Source organism: Bacillus sp. z33, assembly GCF_058313615.1.
Map to the genome: position 1 here is coordinate 718,568 of NZ_JBZFQN010000002.1, position 18,332 is coordinate 736,899.

Here is an 18,332-nt window from a genome sequence, read left to right on the forward strand (position 1 = left end):
GGATCACATGTCATATTTGGATTCCATTACGACTCTCCAACTCGATACATTAAAGGAAATAGGGAATATCGGAGCAGGCAATGCAGCGACTGCTTTATCACAATTACTGAACAAACCGATCATGATGAGTGTCCCATCCGTAAGAATTGCTACATTTGATGAAACGATGGAACTGGCAGGAGGAGCGGATAATGTAGTCGTGAGTATTTACTTGCGGATTGAAGGAGACATCACTGGCAATATGTTTTTTATCCTATCCCTATCCCAAGCAGTTAGGTTTATCAATCAAATGACAGGTTCTGATCAATTTTCTTTTGACCAGTCGCCAGACGATGAAATGGCCTTATCTGCTTTAGCAGAAATGGGTAATATTTTGTCCGGCTCCTATTTAACTGCCTTGTCAGATTTTACCGGCATGAAGATCTATCCTTCTGTTCCCATATTGGGAATTGACATGGTTGGAGCCCTGCTTGGGTATGGATTACTGGAATTTTCTCAACTGGGGGATTATGCAATTATCATTGATACGGACTTAACTGAATTTGATAGTAAGGATGAGGAGGATGTGAATGGACATTTCTTTTTACTGCCTGATCCTGAATCGTTTGATACTCTCTTCACCACATTGGGAGTGAAAATGGAATGAATCCTTCTCATGATTATGAAATTATCCGTGTTGGGATTGCAGATATGAAAATTGCTTGCAGGGATTCGATTATTAAAACGGCCGGACTTGGCTCTTGTGTTGGTGTTGTTTTATACAGCACTACTCAAAAAGTCGCAGGTATGGCTCATGTGATGCTTCCGGATTCTTCGCTAGCGAGAGGGAGAACATTTAATAAAGCCAAATATGCTGATACTGCGATTCCTGAGCTGATCGCTCAGTTAGAAAGCAAAGGTGTAAAAAGACAGATGCTGAAGGCGAAGCTTGCTGGTGGAGCCCAGATGTTTCAATACAATTCTGGAAGTAATCTGATGAGGATTGGACCGCGAAATGTCGATGCGTTAAAAACACAACTAAAAGATAACCATATCCAAGTTATGGCTGAAGATGTTGGCGGGAATAGCGGAAGAACAATCGAATTTAATCCAATAACAGGTCTATTGTATATTCGCACGGTGAATCAGGGGAATCAGTATATTTAAGATACTAACTGGTTATGGAGCGAAATTAAGGGAAATTTGTCGGATGTGAATCTGTGACTTTTTGTTATAATTGTATTACCATTAAAAACCAAATTAAGGAGGGTCAAAATGTCTCAAGTGAATACCGGTGAAGAACAAACATATTGGCATAAATGGCTAGAAGGCCGGGACGCGCAGGCTGGAGACATATTGGCAAAAAAATACTTGCCATTGGTCAGTTATCATGTCCAACGGATCTCTGTAAACCTGCCTAAAAATGTAAATAGGGATGAAATACGGAGTTTGGGAAATATGGGGTTATTTGATGCTTTAGAAAAATTTGATCCTTCCCGTGATTTAAAATTTGAAACATATGCCTCCTTTCGAATTAGAGGAGCTATTATAGATGGACTTCGTAAAGAGGATTGGCTGCCAAGAAGCACGAGAGAAAAAGCAAAATTGATAGATTCTACTATCGAAGCATTGGAACAGAAGAACATGCGTAATATTACACCGGATGAGATTTCCAAAGAATTGGGGATACCTGAAGATGAGGTGATCAAAATTACGAATGAGAACTTCTTTTCCAATGTACTGTCAATGGATGAACAACCTCATGATGCACATTCAGAACAGGAAGTGCAATCGTACACGGTGAAAGATGAGCGCATGCTATCTCCTGAAGATGCACTTGTAAAAAAAGAATTGCTTAAAGAGATGGAAGACCTCATTCATAAGCTTGGTGAAAAAGAACAATTAGTTCTGGATTTATTTTACCGGCAGGAATTAACTCTTACAGAGATTGGATATATTTTGAAGCTTTCCACCTCAAGAATTTCTCAAATACATTCGCGCGCTTTATTTAAATTAAAAGAATTATTGGCAAAGACGATTTATCGCTAAATCTTTAACTTGGGAGGGGGTAAGATGAACTTTCCATATAAACTAGAGATTTCCCCAGACAAAATGAAGGCCTGGATTAAATCTGAGGAAAATCTGACACAGATAGTGTCTGAAAGAGAAGTAGAAGAATGGCTGGCATCCTTACCGATAACCTTTGGTATAAAAAAAGAAGTCAAATCTCTATTGTTGAATACGGAACAGGTTCTGTTTCCATTATTGTTTGCTGAAGGTCAATCTGCTGAAAATGGGTGTAATGGAGAATTAATACTCGATTGCATGAAGGTTTTGAATAAACAGAAACAGCCATTTAACTTCAAGAATATAATGGAGATCCCTTCCGTTTGCACAGGGGATAAAATTGCGACTGTATCTCAACCGACGATTGGCCATTTTGGAATGGATGTATTTGGGGATGCAGTGAAGCCGAAACCTGGCAAAAAGGCTGTCTTTAAATTAGGCCCCAATGTTATTGAACATGCATCAATTGTATATGCAACGATTGACGGGCAAATCAGTATGGTGGACCAAACGATCCAAGTTAATCCAGTTTTTCGAGTAGAAGGCGACCTTAGTCTGGAGATAGGAAATATAGATTTCATTGGCAATGTGAGCATTGAGGGTAACGTACCTGCTGGATATTTCATACGTTGCGGCGGTGATTTGAAAGTATACGGTATGATTGAAGGATCTGAGATTGATGTTGGCGGTTCAATCTATGTAAAGGGCGGAATTACCGGTGAAAAAGATTGTCACATTCGTACAGGCGGGGATTTATATGCTTTGTATATGAACTATGTAACTATTATTTCGAGTGGCGATATTGTTATTCGAAATGCCATTCTTCATAGCTATGTTACTTCCATGAAATCTATTATCTGTGAAAACGGGCATTTAATAGGCGGTGTTTTGAAAGCTGGAAAACGAGTGGAACTTCAGGATGCAGGAAATGTGCATTACGCGCGTACTGAAATACATATTGGAAATAAAGAAGCAATTGATTGTAAAAAGAAGGATTTAGATTTTCACTGTCAGAAAATCGAAAAAACACTATCAAAACTAACATATATTGCTTTGAAATTGGAAGAAAAATCGAGACTTTCTAGTATGAGTAAAAAGGATGTCCTCTTGTTAGAAAAACATAGTAAAACAAAAAACCATTTAGTTGAGGAAATGAAAAAGCTAAAGCAGGAAAGAGTAAATTTAGATTATTACTTGCAAGTCGATGAGGAACTCATTGTGAATGGTTCTTGTTATCCCAATCTATATATAAAGATGGGCAAGTATTCTAGGCCGCTGAATCAAATGTACCAGTCAGTCAAATTCACTAATAGGGGAAACGAAATATCTATGTATCCGCTATAAAAAGAGACTTCTAAATTTATAATGTTCTGGAATGCAGGTGAACGCGTGCTATTTTCTGCATGAGCGTAAATCAAAAACTGGTTGAACAGGGACCAGAATAGAGAAAAAGTATGTAAGAGCAAAAATGGCAGCAGAATGACGAAGCTAGTAAAAATCGTTCTGCCTTTTTGCGAAACTGCAATCCATCGAAGTATATAGGTTTGGAAGGGAGGGGACCAAATGGCAGTTATCCTTATTTTAAGCATTATGGTTAATATGGTAGCTATATTAATAGTCATGATCCTTTACTCAAGGCAGAATCGCCTGATACAGTTTGAGAAGAATTATAAAGCATCTATAGAAGAGATGGAAGAGCTGATCAATACGTTTATTTTTGAGATGAAAGAAGAAAATGATGAGATTAAACAGTTATTTAGGAACAGAAGCGCAGATCCAGCTGAAGATAAACACCCTACTGAAGTGGAGCCTGATTTTGTAGAACAGGAGCTTCTTGGGTTACCGCAAGGGTATAGACAGCAGGCAGCATTGCATGCTTACATAAATTCAAATGGGCAATCGGGTGTGACAAATAGCATAATTGAAAAGAAGGAATCAGTCCAAAAGAGCCGAGAAATGGATCAAAATCATATACTGGCTGAGGCACTGGCTATGAAAAACCAAGGTAAAACAATCGAAGAAATAGCCAAAAAAATGGAACGTGGCAAAACAGAAATTGACCTTTTATTTAAATTAAACAAAAAGTAAAGGAAAATGACTTGATTGTATCCTTAAATTGTGCTATATTATGACATGGTGTTAATACACACGCTTAAGGATTTAGGCTGACCGTGCTGTAAATTACAGTTTCAGTCTGAAAATGATTTAAGCGGAGGCAAAAACAAAACATAGGAGGAACAATCATGTCAGTAATTTCAATGAAACAACTGCTTGAAGCAGGTGTACACTTTGGGCACCAAACTCGTCGTTGGAACCCAAAAATGAAAAAATATATTTTCACGGAGCGTAATGGCATCTACATTATCGACCTTCAAAAAACGGTTAAAAAAGTAGAAGAAGCTTACAACTTCGTAAGAGACTTAGCTGCTGATGGCGGTACTATGTTATTCGTTGGTACTAAAAAGCAAGCACAAGATTCTGTTAAAGAAGAAGCTGGCCGTGCTGGTATGTACTATGTTAACCAACGTTGGTTAGGTGGTACATTAACAAACTTCGTAACTATTCAAAAACGTATCACACGTCTTAAAGAAATCGAGAAAATGGAAGAGAACGGAACATTCGAAGTTCTTCCTAAAAAAGAAGTTATTCAATTAAAAAAACAACAAGAACGTCTTGAAAAATTCTTGGGCGGTATCAAGGATATGAAACAAATCCCTGATGCATTGTTCATCATTGACCCACGCAAAGAGCGTATTGCTGTTGCAGAAGCTCACAAATTGAACATTCCAATCGTAGGTATCGTTGATACAAACTGTGATCCGGATGAAATCGATTATGTAATCCCTGCAAACGATGATGCAATCCGTGCTGTTAAATTGCTTACTGGTAAAATGGCTGATGCTATTCTTGAAGGTAAACAAGGTGAAGAAACAGCTCCAGTTGCAGAAGAAGCAGTAGTTGAAGAAACTGTAGAAGCAGAAGAAGCAACTACAGTTGAAAATGCTTAATTGATTTTTTAAAGGTGATAAGAGGACAGTGCCTTTTATCACCTTTTTTTGAAATAAAATAGAGTGGTGTATACGGATACGAACACTGCTACATACTGATTTTATCGGATGATATAAAGGAGGAAGACCAAATGGCTATTACTGCTCAAATGGTTAAAGAATTACGTGAAAAAACTGGTGCAGGTATGATGGACTGCAAAAAAGCACTTCAAGAAACAAACGGAGATATGGATAAAGCAATTGATTACCTTCGTGAAAAAGGAATCGCAAAAGCTGCTAAAAAAGGCGATCGTATCGCTGCAGAAGGTCTTACTTCTATCGTTGTAGAAGGAGATAAAGCGGTTATCCTTGAAGTGAATGCTGAAACAGATTTCGTTGCTAAAAATGAAGGTTTCCAAACTCTTGTTAAAGAATTGGCTGCTCATATTTTGGCAAACACTCCAGCAACTGTTGAAGAAGCTCATGCTCAAACTATGGATAACGGTGCAACTGTTCAAGATCACATTAATGCCGCTATCGCTAAAATTGGTGAGCGTTTGTCTCTACGTCGTTTTGAAATCAAAACAAAACCTGAAAATGGTGCATTCGGCGCTTACATCCACCAAGGCGGACGTATCAGTGTTCTAACTATCGTTGAAGGTTCAACTGACGAAGCAGTTGCTAAAGATGTATCTATGCATATTGCTGCTCTTAACCCTAAATATGTGTCTCGTGATCAAGTTTCTGCAGAAGAAGTTGAGCATGAGCGTCAAGTATTAACTCAACAAGCCCTTAATGAAGGTAAACCTGAGAAAATCGTTGCTAAAATGGTTGAAGGCCGTCTTGGTAAATACTTTGAAGAAGTATGTGTACTGGATCAAACTTTCGTTAAGAATCCAGATCAAAAAGTTGGTCAATTCGTACAAGCAAATGGTGCTTCTATCGTTGAATTCATTCGTTACGAAGTAGGAGAAGGAATCGAGAAGAAACAAGATAACTTCGCTGAAGAAGTAATGAACCAAATTAAAAAAGACTAATCTTAATGACAATTGTGTATAGCATGAAAATAGGGGACACGCTGTGTTCCCTATTTTTCAAGATAATATTTTTCTTTTTAATCATGTGCAGAGATTGAGATGTAGATATCGATTATAAGCTTTAAATAAATCGATGACTAACAATGGTGGAGGTTACTATGAGCGGCGTAAAGTATAAAAGAGTTGTATTAAAGTTAAGTGGGGAAGCACTTGCCGGTGCTCAAGGATTTGGAATTGACCCAAAAATTATTTCTTCGGTTGCTAAACAAGTGAAAGAAGTTGCTGAGCTTGGTGTAGAAGTCGCAGTAGTAGTTGGAGGAGGCAATATTTGGCGCGGTAAAACAGGCAGTGAACTAGGTATGGACCGTGCGACGGCTGATTATATGGGGATGCTTGCTACAGTCATGAATTCGCTTGCGCTTCAAGATAGTTTAGAGCAGCAGGGAGTTGAGACACGTGTGCAAACTTCTATTGAAATGAGGCAAGTCGCTGAGCCATATATCCGCAGAAGGGCAATTCGGCATTTAGAAAAAACACGTGTAGTTATCTTTGCTGCAGGTACCGGAAATCCTTATTTCTCTACAGATACGACAGCAGCTTTACGGGCTGCCGAAATAGAAGCAGATGTTATTCTGATGGGTAAGAATAATGTGGATGGTGTTTATAGTGCAGATCCTGTTAAGGATAGCAGCGCTGTCAAATATGATAAACTTTCTTATCTAGATCTAATTAAAGATGGTTTATCTGTAATGGACTCCACAGCATCATCCTTATGTATGGATAATGATATTCCACTAATTGTCTTCTCAATAATGGAAGAAGGAAATATTAAACGTGCCGTTATGGGCGAAACTATAGGTACTATCGTTAGGGGGAAAGAATAATGGCAAAACAAGTTATAGCAAATACTAAGGAAAAAATGAATAAAGGGATTCAGGCATTCTCAAGAGAATTAGCTTCTATCCGTGCAGGACGTGCAAGTGCTTCCTTGTTGGACAGACTGACTGTTATCTATTACGGTGCACCGACCCCTGTTAATCAACTTGGTTCAATCAGTGTACCGGAACCACGTATGTTGGTTATTACACCTTATGATAAAACTATTCTTGGTGATATTGAGAAAGCCATCCTGAAATCTGATCTTGGTCTTAACCCGGTGAACGATGGAAATATTATTCGTTTAAGTATTCCTGCACTTACGGAAGAACGTCGTCGTGACCTTGTTAAACAAGTGAAGAAAGAAGCTGAAGAAGCGAAAGTAGCCATTCGTAATGTGCGCCGTGATGGTAATGATGATCTTAAGAAGTTAGAGAAAAACGGGGAAATTACAGAAGACGCACTTCGTGGATATTCTGATGACGTTCAAAAAATGACAGATGAACACATCACTAAAATTGATCAGCTTGCTAAAGATAAAGAAAAGGAAATCATGGAAGTTTGATTTTATATCATAAAACCCCTTTTGCCAAAAGGGGTTTTTTTGTTACATATTGTATGGAATACATCGTAGGTCAAATTATAAAAGAATCTTTTTTCACAGCAAGATTGAAAAGACTAACCTGTAAAGTTTTCATGCTCCAAAGTGAAACAAACTAATATACAGGAATGTTTGTGACATATAAATGTGGTATGATAGGTTATGGAATTTGTACCAAAGAATATGGATGAGATATATACATAAGCAGGGATGATCAATTCCTTTTGGAGGAAATAAAATGTTTGGATGGAAGAAAGTCGAGAAAAAAGGTAAACAGCTATCTATATCAGAAAGAATAGAAAAGGTAAAACAAAATAAAATACCCAATCACATCGCCATTATAATGGATGGGAATGGTCGTTGGGCACGAAAAAGGGCGCTGCCAAGAGTCGCTGGGCATCATGAAGGGATGAAGGTCGTTCGTAAAACGACTAAATTGGCGAGTGAATTAGGAGTGAAGGTGTTGACTGTATATGCCTTTTCGACTGAAAATTGGAAACGTCCAAAAGATGAAGTTGACTATTTATTAAAATTACCTGAGGAATTTTTAGGTACTTTTTTGCCGGAGTTAATGGAAGAGAATGTGAAGGTTCAAATTATGGGGGACCAGAAAAGACTGCCTCTACATACTGTAAGTGCAGTAACAACCGCATTGGAAAAAACAAAAGATAATGATGGCCTGATTTTAAACTTTGCCCTTAATTACGGCAGTCGCGCAGAAATCCTGGAAGGTGTAAGAAAAGCCGCGGCAGATTTGAAAGACGGTCGTTTAGATGAAAATGAGTTGACAGAAGAGCGTTTTTCCGACTATTTAATGACCAATCAGTTGTTGGATCCGGATTTATTAATTAGAACCAGTGGCGAAATTCGTTTGAGTAATTTTATGTTATGGCAATTAGCTTATACAGAATTTTATTTTACTGATGTTTTATGGCCGGATTTTAATGATGCAGAGTTGTTGAATGCGATTGAAGAATTCCAGGGACGTTCAAGAAGATATGGCGGCGTATAATTAGGAAGGCGAGGATTTTTGGATGAAACAAAGAATCATTACAGCAGTTATAGCTATGGCGTTATTTTTACCGATTTTGATATATGGAAATATTCCATTTCTTATTTTAATATATGCTATGGCGACTATTGGATTATATGAATTAATTAAGATGAAGAAGATACCATTAATGACGATATCCTCACTGCTATCGTTCATATTAGTATGGGTTTTACTGATTCCTGACAGGTATAACGGTGTTTTTGATATGATTCATTATGAAAAAATGGATATAGTCATTATTGTTGCATTCTTATTATTGGTGATTACTGTTATTTCGAAAAATGCTTTTACCTTTGATGATGCAGCCTTTCTCCTGTTATCATCTCTTTACATAGGTGTTGCGTTTTATTACTTTTTTGCCACAAGAGATACCGGTAACGGTCTGGTAACGATACTATTTGTATTAATTACTATATGGGTTACAGATTCGGGCGCCTATTTTGTAGGACGCTCTTTAGGAAAAAGAAAGCTTTGGCCTGAAATCAGCCCAAATAAAACCGTGGAAGGTTTTATTGGCGGGATTGGAAGTGCAATCATTGTTGCAATATTGTTCTATTTCCTCTCTAATTTAGACTACAATATAAGTAAGCTGATTGTAATAGCTCTTTTAATATCTATCTTTGGGCAATTGGGAGATCTTGTGCAATCCGCATATAAAAGGCATTATGGTGTTAAAGATTCGGGTAATATCTTACCGGGACACGGAGGAATTTTGGATAGGTTTGATAGTTTGATTTTTATTCTTCCCATTTTGCATTTCTTCATTTTCTAATTAATAACACTACAATTGCTGGGGAGGAGCTTTAATTTGAAAAGGATTAATTTATTAGGGGCTACAGGTTCAATCGGGATGCAAACAATTGATATTGTTCGCAATCACCCAGAGGAATTTAGGTTAACTGCCGTTGCAGGCGGAAGAAATTTGGATGGGATTCGTAGTATTGCAGAAGAATTCCAGCCGGAATTGATTTGTGTACAGTTAAAAGATGATGCCGAACGATTAAAAACAGAATATCCAAATAGAAAGATTGTATACGGGCATGATGGATTAATAGAGGCAGCTACTTATGTGAATGGAGACATCGTTGTAAATGCTGTGATGGGTAGCATTGGTTTAATTCCGACTATGCAAGCGATGGAAGCGGGCAAGCAAATTGCTCTGGCCAATAAAGAAACATTGGTGACAGCCGGACATCTTGTTATGGAGGCTGCTGAAAAGTATAACACGCCTATTTTGCCGGTTGACAGCGAACATTCAGCTATATTCCAGGCATTACAGGGAGAGCAGGCTAAAAATATTGAGCGCCTGATTATTACAGCGTCAGGAGGAAGCTTCAGAGACCGGACAAGGGATGAACTAAAAAATGTTACGGTTGAAGATGCGCTCAATCATCCAAACTGGTCCATGGGTGCAAAAATAACGATAGATTCTGCCACAATGATGAATAAAGGACTTGAAGTCATTGAAGCTCATTGGCTATTTAATTTACCATATGAACAAATTGACGTTCTCCTGCATCAGGAAAGCATTATACATTCCATGGTTGAATTTCATGATTCAAGTGTAATCGCACAGCTTGGTACCCCGGATATGCGTGTTCCAATCCAATATGCACTTTCTTACCCGGACAGATTACCGCTTATCTCTTCGAAAAGGCTTAATTTAGCAGATGCGGCAACATTACATTTTAAAAAGATGGACTTTGACCGTTATCCTTGTTTACAATACGCTTATAACGCCGGAAGAATAGGCGGATCAATGCCGACTGTTTTAAATGCAGCCAATGAGGTGGCGGTCGGATTATTCTTACAGGGCAAGATTTCATTCTTGGCAATTGAGGAACTGGTGGAGAAGGCAATGAACCGTCATCAGCCAATTATAAATCCTGAACTCGAAACTATACAAGAAGTCGATCAGGATACAAGAAAATATATCGAGTCACTATATTAAAAGGATGGTCGATTAAGTGCAAACTATATTAGCGTTTATACTAATTTTTGGCGGTTTGGTGTTTTTTCATGAATTAGGCCACTTAATTTTTGCAAAAAGAGCCGGTATACTCTGCCGCGAGTTTGCAATAGGTTTTGGGCCAAAAATCTTTACAGTAAAAAAGAATGAAACAGTTTATACCATTCGTTTACTCCCGCTTGGCGGTTTTGTTCGAATGGCAGGTGAAGATGTAGAATCAGTAGAATTGAAACCAGGTTTCCGTATTGGTGTTATGTTTAATGAAAATCAGGAAATCAACAAAATTATTGTTACCAACAAGGATAAATTTCCTGAAGCCAGAATTATTGAAGTAGAAGAAGCAGATTTGGATCATCAGTTAATCATTAGGGGATATGAGGATGGAAATGATGAAATAATCCAAACTTATAAGGTTCACCCAAAAGCAGTCATGATAGAAGATGGTCTTGAATTGCAAATTGCTCCATATGACCGTCAATTTTCATCGAAAACATTACCGCAAAGAGCGATGGCCATTTTTGCCGGTCCGATGATGAATTTCGTTTTAGCAGCAGTTTTATTTATGATTATTGGGATTGCCCAAGGAGTCGTGGTCGATGAGCCTAAGCTTGGTAAATTGACAGAAGACGGACCTGCCATTAGCTCTGGGCTCAGAGAAGGAGATACTGTCCAATCTATTAATGGTGAAAAGGTGGATTCATGGAGTGATATTCAATCCACGATACAGGAAAATGCCAATAATGATCTGGCCTTTAAGGTCGAGCGTGACGGACAGGAACAGGAAATCACAGTCACGCCTAAATTAGTAGAGGATTCAGCTGGTAAGCGAGGCATTATTGGTGTCTATGCACCAACAGAAAAATCTTTTCTAAAAGCGATTGGGTATGGTTTTACTGAAACGTATGTATGGACTAAACAAATTTTCATTGTGCTTGGAGATTTAATCACTGGAGGATTCTCCGTTGATCAATTATCTGGTCCTGTAGGTATTTATGTTTCTACTGAAGAAGTGGCAAAATCAGGTATTTTTTACTTGTTAAAATGGGCAGGAGTTTTAAGCATCAACCTCGGTATAATGAATCTCTTGCCTTTGCCTGCTTTGGATGGAGGAAGACTGTTATTCTTTGCGATTGAAGCGGTCAGAGGGAAACCAATCGATAAGCAAAAGGAAGGTATGGTCCATTTTATCGGATTTGCTTTATTGATGCTCTTAATGATTGTTGTCACTTGGAATGATATACAGAGGTTTTTCTTTTAAAATAGGATTCAAAAGTAACGGGGGCTATAAAATTTAAAGCCCCTGTTATACATAAAGTAAAGCGAATAGGGATAGAAAGGTGAATAGATATGAAACAAAGTATGACCATAATTCCAACATTGAGAGAGGTGCCATCTGACGCTGAAGTAAAAAGTCACCAATTATTACTTCGTGCCGGATTTATGCGCCAAAATGCGAGTGGAATATACAGTTATCTTCCTCTTGGTTTAAAAGTAATCCAAAATGTCGAAAAAATTATTCGAGAAGAAATGGAACGTGCGGGAGCGGTAGAATTATTAATGCCAACGCTGCAACAGGCAGAGTTATGGCAGGAATCCGGCAGATGGTATTCTTATGGTCCTGAATTGATGAGAATGAGCGACCGCCATAATCGTGAGTTCGCTATGGGACCAACCCATGAAGAAGTCATTACAAGCTTACTTCGTGATGAAGTGAAATCATACAAGCGTTTGCCATTAACCCTTTATCAAATCCAAACAAAATTCCGTGATGAGAAACGTCCTCGTTTTGGATTGCTTCGCGGTCGTGAATTTATCATGAAAGATGCCTATTCATTCCATTCCAGCCAAGAAAGCCTGGATGAGGTATATGATCGAATCTTTTCAGCCTATTCCAATATTTTCAGTCGTTGCGGACTTAATTTCAGAGCAGTAATAGCGGATTCAGGGGCAATGGGTGGAAAAGATACACATGAATTTATGGTCCTTTCCGAAATAGGGGAAGACACAATTGCATACTCCGATTCCTCTGATTTTGCGGCCAATATTGAAATGGCACCGGTTATTAATGCAACAGCTAAAGCGGGTGAAGAGCTTAAAGAACTAACCAAGGTATCAACACCTGAGCAAAAAACAATTGAAGAAGTATCGGCTTATTTAAATATAGGTGCGGACAAGTGCATTAAATCTCTTCTTTGGAAAGTGGACGATCAATTTGTCCTTGTATTGATCAGGGGTGATCATGAATTAAATGATATAAAATTAAAAAATATTTTTAATGCAACAATTGTTGAACCAGCAAGCCCGGAAGAAACAAAAGAAATCATGAATTGCGGTGTTGGTTCTCTCGGTCCAATTGGTGTGGACAGAGATCGCGTGACAATCATTGGGGATTATGCGGTTGAAGTTCTAGAAAATGCGGTCTGCGGAGCCAATGACGAAGACTTACATTTTATAAATGTAAATCCTGAGCGTGATTTTAAAAATGTAAAATATGAAGATCTTCGATTTATCAAGGCTGGAGATGTTTCTCCAGATGGAAAAGGTACTATTCAGTTTGCTAAAGGAATAGAAGTAGGTCATGTATTCAAATTGGGTACTCGTTACAGTGAGGCCATGAATGGTACCTATTTGGATGAAAATGGACGCAGCCAGCCAATGATCATGGGTTGTTATGGAATTGGCGTATCCAGAACCGTAGCGGCTATTGCTGAGCAATTTAATGATGAAAAAGGGTTGATGTGGCCTGTCAATATTGCACCATATCAAGTGCACCTAATTCCTGTTAATATGAAGGACGATGAGCAAAGAAGACTTGGTGAAGAATTATACGACCAGCTTCAACAAGCAGGCTTAGATGTCTTAATGGATGATCGTAAGGAACGTGCAGGTGTAAAATTTGCTGATTCCGACTTAATCGGGCTTCCAGTTCGAGTAACGGTCGGTAAAAAAGCAGCTGAAGGTATCGTTGAAGTGAAAGTAAGACAGACAGGTGAAAGCTTTGAAGTGTCCGTTGCTGATTTGGCTGGACGACTAAAAGAACTCCTGTAAATAAATGAAACAAGCAAGCTCTCCCGCTTTCAGGAGAGCTTGTTTTTATTTATGCTGAAATATACGGTCGTGCATCATAAGAGAAATTATTTTATAAATGCAAATGTATGATCTGTCATACTTCAATAAAGAGACTGTAGGCATTTTATGTGGAAAATTATGGGTTACCATATAGCATTTATCTGAATTGATAAAAGCATTAATCTTTGCAAGAAGGGATTTGATTAAAAAAGAGTTGTGTTATAATTACTAGACACAAAAAGGAGAATGACGTTTGGGAGAGATAGAAATGGAAGAGAATTCTCGTATTAAACAAGATAAATTCAGAACGTTGCTCCAGCAACTTCAGCTTACGGAAGATGCAGTAGTCATGCATTTTTCCAATGCAGAAATCGATAAAGTAGTGATAGAAAAAGTGGCTCGTAAATGGCACTTCTATTTCAGCTTTGAACATATAATTCCATGCAGTGTATGGACTAGATTCACGATGCAATTAATGCAGGTTTTTTCTCCGATTGCAACTGTCGGCTATTCTATTGAAGTAAGGAATTCACTTTCTTCGAGTGAATTGATTACAGACTACTGGAAAAGTTGTATAAGTGAAATTGATGGGATTTCTCCGGCGATATTAGAGTTATTACATGGCCAGGTTCCAAAGGTTGAAGGAAATAAGCTGATTATAACTGCCCGCAATGAGGCGGAAGCAGGACAGCTTAAACGAAAATATACAGGTTTAATTTCTGAAGTTTATCAGCGTTTTGGTTTCCCGCCCTTGCAGCTGGATGCAATTGTTGATAGGGATGCGTACAGTGATGCAATGGAGTCATTTAAAAAGGAAAAGCAAAAAGAAGATGAAGAAAAGGCTCTGCAGGCAGTCCAGGATATGAAGAAAGCTGCTGAAGCTAAGGATGATGGTGCAGTCTCTGATGGTCCACTAGTAATCGGCTATAAAATTAAACCGGATGCGGACTTTAAAACATTGGATGAAATCGTTGAAGAAGAACGCAGAGTTGCGGTTGAAGGATATGTATTTGATGCTGAGACGAGAGAGCTGAAGAGTGGTCGTACATTATTAACCTTTAAAATTACGGATTATAGCAACAGTATTCTCGTCAAAATGTTTTCACGTGACAGAGAGGATTCAAGCCAATTAGCACGTGTTAAAAAAGGTATGTGGGTACGTGTTCAGGGAAGTGTTCAAAATGATACATTTGTACGTGATTTAGTCATGATTGCAAATGATATCAATGAAATAGCCGGTAAAGATCGCAGGGATACAGCTCATGAAGATGAAAAGCGCGTTGAGCTGCATTTGCATTCTCCGATGAGTCAAATGGATGCTGTTACATCAGTCTCCGCATTGGTTACCCAGGCAGCAAAATGGGGCCATAAAGCCATCGCGATTACAGATCATGCCGTAGCTCAATCATTCCCTGAGGCATACTCTGCCGGCAAAAAAAATAATATAAAAATATTATATGGAGTAGAAGCTAATTTAGTAGATGACGGCGTGCCGATTGCCTATAATACAGCGGATTTAGATTTAGAAGAAAGCACATATGTAGTCTTTGACGTTGAAACAACGGGGCTTTCTGCCATATATGATACCATTATAGAGCTTGCGGCAGTTAAAATGAAAAATGGCGAGATTATTGATCGGTTTGAGTCATTTGCAAATCCACACCATAAATTATCTTCCACAACCATTAATTTAACAGGAATAACCGATGACCTTGTAGAAAATGCTCCTGAAGTTAGTGAAGTATTGACGAAGTTCAGGGATTGGTCAGGAGATTCAATTTTTGTTGCACATAATGCAAGTTTTGATATGGGATTTTTAAATATGGGTTATAAAAAACTCGGAGTTGGTAAAGCCACGAATCCGGTTATTGATACACTTGAACTGGCCCGTTTCCTCTATCCTGATTTGAAAAATCACCGCCTTAATAATTTGGCGAAAAAATTTGATGTGGAACTTGTTCAGCACCACAGGGCTATCTATGATGCTGAAACCACCGGCCATCTATTAATGAAAATGTTAAAGGATGCTAATGAAAAAGGAATTACCAATCATAATCAACTAAATGACAATATGGGCAAAGGCAAGGCATTTCAGCGAGCCCGACCGTATCACTGCACATTACTGGCGCAGACTCAGGAGGGTTTAAAGAATTTATTTAAACTTGTTTCAATCGCCCATATCAATTATTTTTACCGTGTCCCAAGAATTCCAAGATCCGTCCTTATGCAATATCGTGAAGGGATCTTAGTTGGTTCCGGTTGTGATCGCGGCGAAGTGTTTGAGAATATGATGCAAAAATCATTTGAAGAAGCAGAGGGAGTAGCTGAATTCTATGATTATCTTGAAGTGCATCCAAAAGAAGTATACGCTCCTCTTATCGAGATGGAGCTTGTCCAAAGTGATAAGGCGCTCGAATCAATCATTGCCAATATTATTAAGCTTGGAGAAAAATTAAACAAGCCAGTTGTGGCGACAGGCAATGTTCATTACCTGAATCCTAATGATAAAATCTATCGGAAAATATTAATTAACTCACAAGGGGGAGCAAACCCTCTGAACCGTCACAGCTTGCCTGATGTACACTTCCGTACGACGGATGAGATGATGAATTGCTTTGCGTTTCTTGGTCAAGAAAAAGCAAAAGAAATTGTTGTGACTAATACAAACAAAATTGCAGATATGATTGATGAAATTAAGCCGATTAAGGATGACTTGTATACACCAAAAATCGAGGGTGCTGAAGAAGATATACGTGAAATGAGTTATTCAAGAGCCCGAATGATTTATGGAGAAAACCTGCCAGAAATAGTGGAAGCGCGTCTTGAAAAAGAACTGAAGAGTATCATAGGCCATGGATTTGCGGTTATTTATCTAATCTCTCATAAATTGGTTAAAAAGTCGCTCGATGATGGATATTTGGTTGGTTCCCGTGGTTCCGTCGGTTCTTCCTTTGTGGCTACGATGACCGAGATTACGGAAGTTAATCCATTGCCGCCTCATTATGTATGTCCGAAGTGCAAGAAATCCGAATTCTTTAATGATGGGTCTGTCGGGTCAGGCTTTGACCTGCCTGATAAGGATTGTCCGGACTGCGCTGTCAGCTATGTGAAAGACGGACATGATATTCCGTTTGAAACATTCCTTGGCTTCAAGGGAGATAAAGTTCCGGATATTGACTTGAACTTCTCAGGTGAATACCAACCGCAAGCCCATAATTATACAAAGGTCCTTTTTGGTGAAGATTATGTGTACCGTGCAGGAACGATTGGTACGGTAGCTGAAAAAACAGCCTATGGATATGTCAGAGGGTATGCGCAGGAAAATAACCTGCATTTCCGTTCGGCGGAAACAGATCGTTTAGTAAGCGGATGTACGGGTGTTAAGCGTACAACAGGGCAGCATCCAGGGGGAATCATTGTAGTCCCTGATTATATGGATATTTATGATTTTACTCCTATCCAGTTCCCGGCTGATGCGAGTGATTCAGAATGGAAAACAACACACTTCGATTTCCATTCCATCCATGATAATATTTTGAAACTTGATATTCTTGGTCATGATGATCCAACCGTTATCAGGATGCTGCAGGATTTAAGTGGAATAGATCCGAAAACAATTCCTACAGACGATCCCGAAGTAATGAAGATTTTCAGTACGCCGGAAGTACTTGGCGTAAGCTCTGAACAAATTAACTGTAAAACAGGTACTCTGGGTGTCCCTGAATTTGGTACGCGTTTTGTAAGACAAATGCTTGAAGATACGAAACCGACAACATTTGCGGAGCTTGTTCAAATATCCGGTCTTTCACACGGTACGGATGTTTGGCTTGGAAATGCGCAGGAATTAATTCAAGACAATATTTGTAACCTGAGCCAGGTTATTGGCTGCCGGGATGATATTATGGTGTATTTAATTTATCAGGGCCTCGAACCATCACTTGCCTTCAAGATAATGGAGTCTGTACGTAAGGGGAAAGGCCTTAGTGAAGATATGGAAGCAGAAATGCTGAAAAACAATGTGCCGGGATGGTATATTGAATCTTGTAAAAAGATTAAATATATGTTCCCGAAAGCCCATGCTGCGGCATATGTATTAATGGCCGTGAGGATCGCTTATTTTAAAGTACATCATGCACTTCTGTATTACGCTGCTTATTTTACGGTGCGTGCAGAGGACTTTGATCTTGATGCCATGGTGAAAGGATCCGAAATGATTCGTTCTAGAATTGATGAAATCAATCAAAAAGGCCTTGATGCTTCTACAAAAGAGAAAAACTTAATGACTGTTCTAGAGTTAGCCCTGGAAATGTGTGAGCGTGGTTATAGCTTCCAGAGAGTTGATTTATACCGATCCAGTGCAACTGATTTTATTATTGATGGCAATACCTTAATTCCGCCATTCAATTCAATCCCAGGACTTGGAACGAATGCGGCTTTCAATATTGTAAAAGCTAGAGAGAACGGCGAATTTTTATCTAAAGAAGATTTGCAGCAAAGAGGCAAAGTTTCCAAAACTATATTAGAATATCTGGATAATCATGGTTCATTGGGCGATATGCCTGATCAAAACCAACTCTCTTTATTCTGATTCAGAATCGCTAATTTGCAAAAACCAACTCTTTATGTTATATTCAAGTAAGAATTACTGCTGATACGTATGTGCTAAAGAGTGGGGAAACCCACTCTTTCGTTT

Annotated in this window: 15 protein-coding genes; all 15 read left to right on the forward strand. The window is 38.7% G+C overall.

The window, feature by feature from the left end:
* Positions 1–7: 7 nt before the first annotated feature.
* The 15 genes from AC4G3L_RS10565 to AC4G3L_RS10635 all read left to right on the forward strand — a co-directional run bounded on the left by AC4G3L_RS10565 (position 8) and on the right by AC4G3L_RS10635 (position 18,227).
* The gene (locus AC4G3L_RS10565) at positions 8–646 is read left to right on the forward strand and encodes a chemotaxis protein CheC (RefSeq protein ID WP_491076912.1); all 639 of its coding nucleotides are present in this window, start codon (positions 8–10) and stop codon (positions 644–646) included.
* Positions 643–1,146 carry a chemotaxis protein CheD gene (locus AC4G3L_RS10570; RefSeq protein WP_491076913.1) on the forward strand — a complete coding sequence of 168 codons (504 nt, stop codon included), beginning with the start codon at positions 643–645 and terminating at the stop codon, positions 1,144–1,146. Before AC4G3L_RS10565 ends, AC4G3L_RS10570 begins: the two co-directional genes overlap by 4 nt.
* 108 nt (positions 1,147–1,254) lie before the next feature.
* The gene (locus tag AC4G3L_RS10575) at positions 1,255–2,028 is read left to right on the forward strand and encodes a FliA/WhiG family RNA polymerase sigma factor (RefSeq protein ID WP_491076914.1); all 774 of its coding nucleotides are present in this window, start codon (positions 1,255–1,257) and stop codon (positions 2,026–2,028) included.
* A 24-nt stretch (positions 2,029–2,052) separates the two neighbouring features.
* A complete protein-coding gene (locus AC4G3L_RS10580; protein ID WP_491076915.1) occupies positions 2,053–3,390 on the forward strand; it encodes a flagellar assembly protein A in 1,338 nt (445 codons plus the stop codon).
* Positions 3,391–3,609: 219 nt separating this feature from the next.
* Positions 3,610–4,134 carry a hypothetical protein gene (locus tag AC4G3L_RS10585; protein WP_491076916.1) on the forward strand — a complete coding sequence of 175 codons (525 nt, stop codon included), beginning with the start codon at positions 3,610–3,612 and terminating at the stop codon, positions 4,132–4,134.
* Positions 4,135–4,289: 155 nt separating this feature from the next.
* Positions 4,290–5,054 carry a 30S ribosomal protein S2 gene (gene rpsB / locus AC4G3L_RS10590; RefSeq protein WP_491076917.1) on the forward strand — a complete coding sequence of 255 codons (765 nt, stop codon included), beginning with the start codon at positions 4,290–4,292 and terminating at the stop codon, positions 5,052–5,054.
* 131 nt (positions 5,055–5,185) lie between these two features.
* On the forward strand, positions 5,186–6,070 hold the full coding sequence (gene tsf / locus AC4G3L_RS10595) for a translation elongation factor Ts (protein ID WP_491076918.1): 885 nt from the start codon (positions 5,186–5,188) through the stop codon (positions 6,068–6,070).
* Positions 6,071–6,228: 158 nt separating this feature from the next.
* Positions 6,229–6,954, forward strand: a complete 726-nt coding sequence (gene pyrH, locus AC4G3L_RS10600) for a UMP kinase (RefSeq protein WP_491076919.1) — start codon at positions 6,229–6,231, stop codon at positions 6,952–6,954.
* Positions 6,954–7,511 (forward strand): ribosome recycling factor, encoded by a 558-nt coding sequence (frr, locus tag AC4G3L_RS10605; protein ID WP_491076920.1) that lies wholly within the window; start codon positions 6,954–6,956, stop codon positions 7,509–7,511. Before pyrH ends, frr begins: the two co-directional genes overlap by 1 nt.
* 274 nt (positions 7,512–7,785) lie before the next feature.
* Positions 7,786–8,559: an undecaprenyl pyrophosphate synthase gene (uppS, locus tag AC4G3L_RS10610; RefSeq protein ID WP_491076921.1), complete on the forward strand. Its 774-nt coding sequence runs from the start codon at positions 7,786–7,788 to the stop codon at positions 8,557–8,559.
* Positions 8,560–8,581: 22 nt separating this feature from the next.
* Positions 8,582–9,373: a phosphatidate cytidylyltransferase gene (locus AC4G3L_RS10615; RefSeq protein ID WP_491076922.1), complete on the forward strand. Its 792-nt coding sequence runs from the start codon at positions 8,582–8,584 to the stop codon at positions 9,371–9,373.
* Positions 9,374–9,409: 36 nt separating this feature from the next.
* The gene (gene dxr, locus AC4G3L_RS10620) at positions 9,410–10,552 is read left to right on the forward strand and encodes a 1-deoxy-D-xylulose-5-phosphate reductoisomerase (RefSeq protein WP_491076923.1); all 1,143 of its coding nucleotides are present in this window, start codon (positions 9,410–9,412) and stop codon (positions 10,550–10,552) included.
* A 16-nt stretch (positions 10,553–10,568) separates the two neighbouring features.
* On the forward strand, positions 10,569–11,828 hold the full coding sequence (gene rseP / locus AC4G3L_RS10625) for an RIP metalloprotease RseP (protein ID WP_491076924.1): 1,260 nt from the start codon (positions 10,569–10,571) through the stop codon (positions 11,826–11,828).
* Positions 11,829–11,917: 89 nt separating this feature from the next.
* Entirely contained in the window at positions 11,918–13,618 is a 1,701-nt protein-coding gene (locus AC4G3L_RS10630; RefSeq protein WP_491076925.1) for a proline--tRNA ligase, read from the forward strand.
* Between the two features lie 289 nt (positions 13,619–13,907).
* Entirely contained in the window at positions 13,908–18,227 is a 4,320-nt protein-coding gene (locus AC4G3L_RS10635; RefSeq protein ID WP_491077191.1) for a PolC-type DNA polymerase III, read from the forward strand.
* The last annotated feature ends 105 nt before the right edge of the window (positions 18,228–18,332 follow it).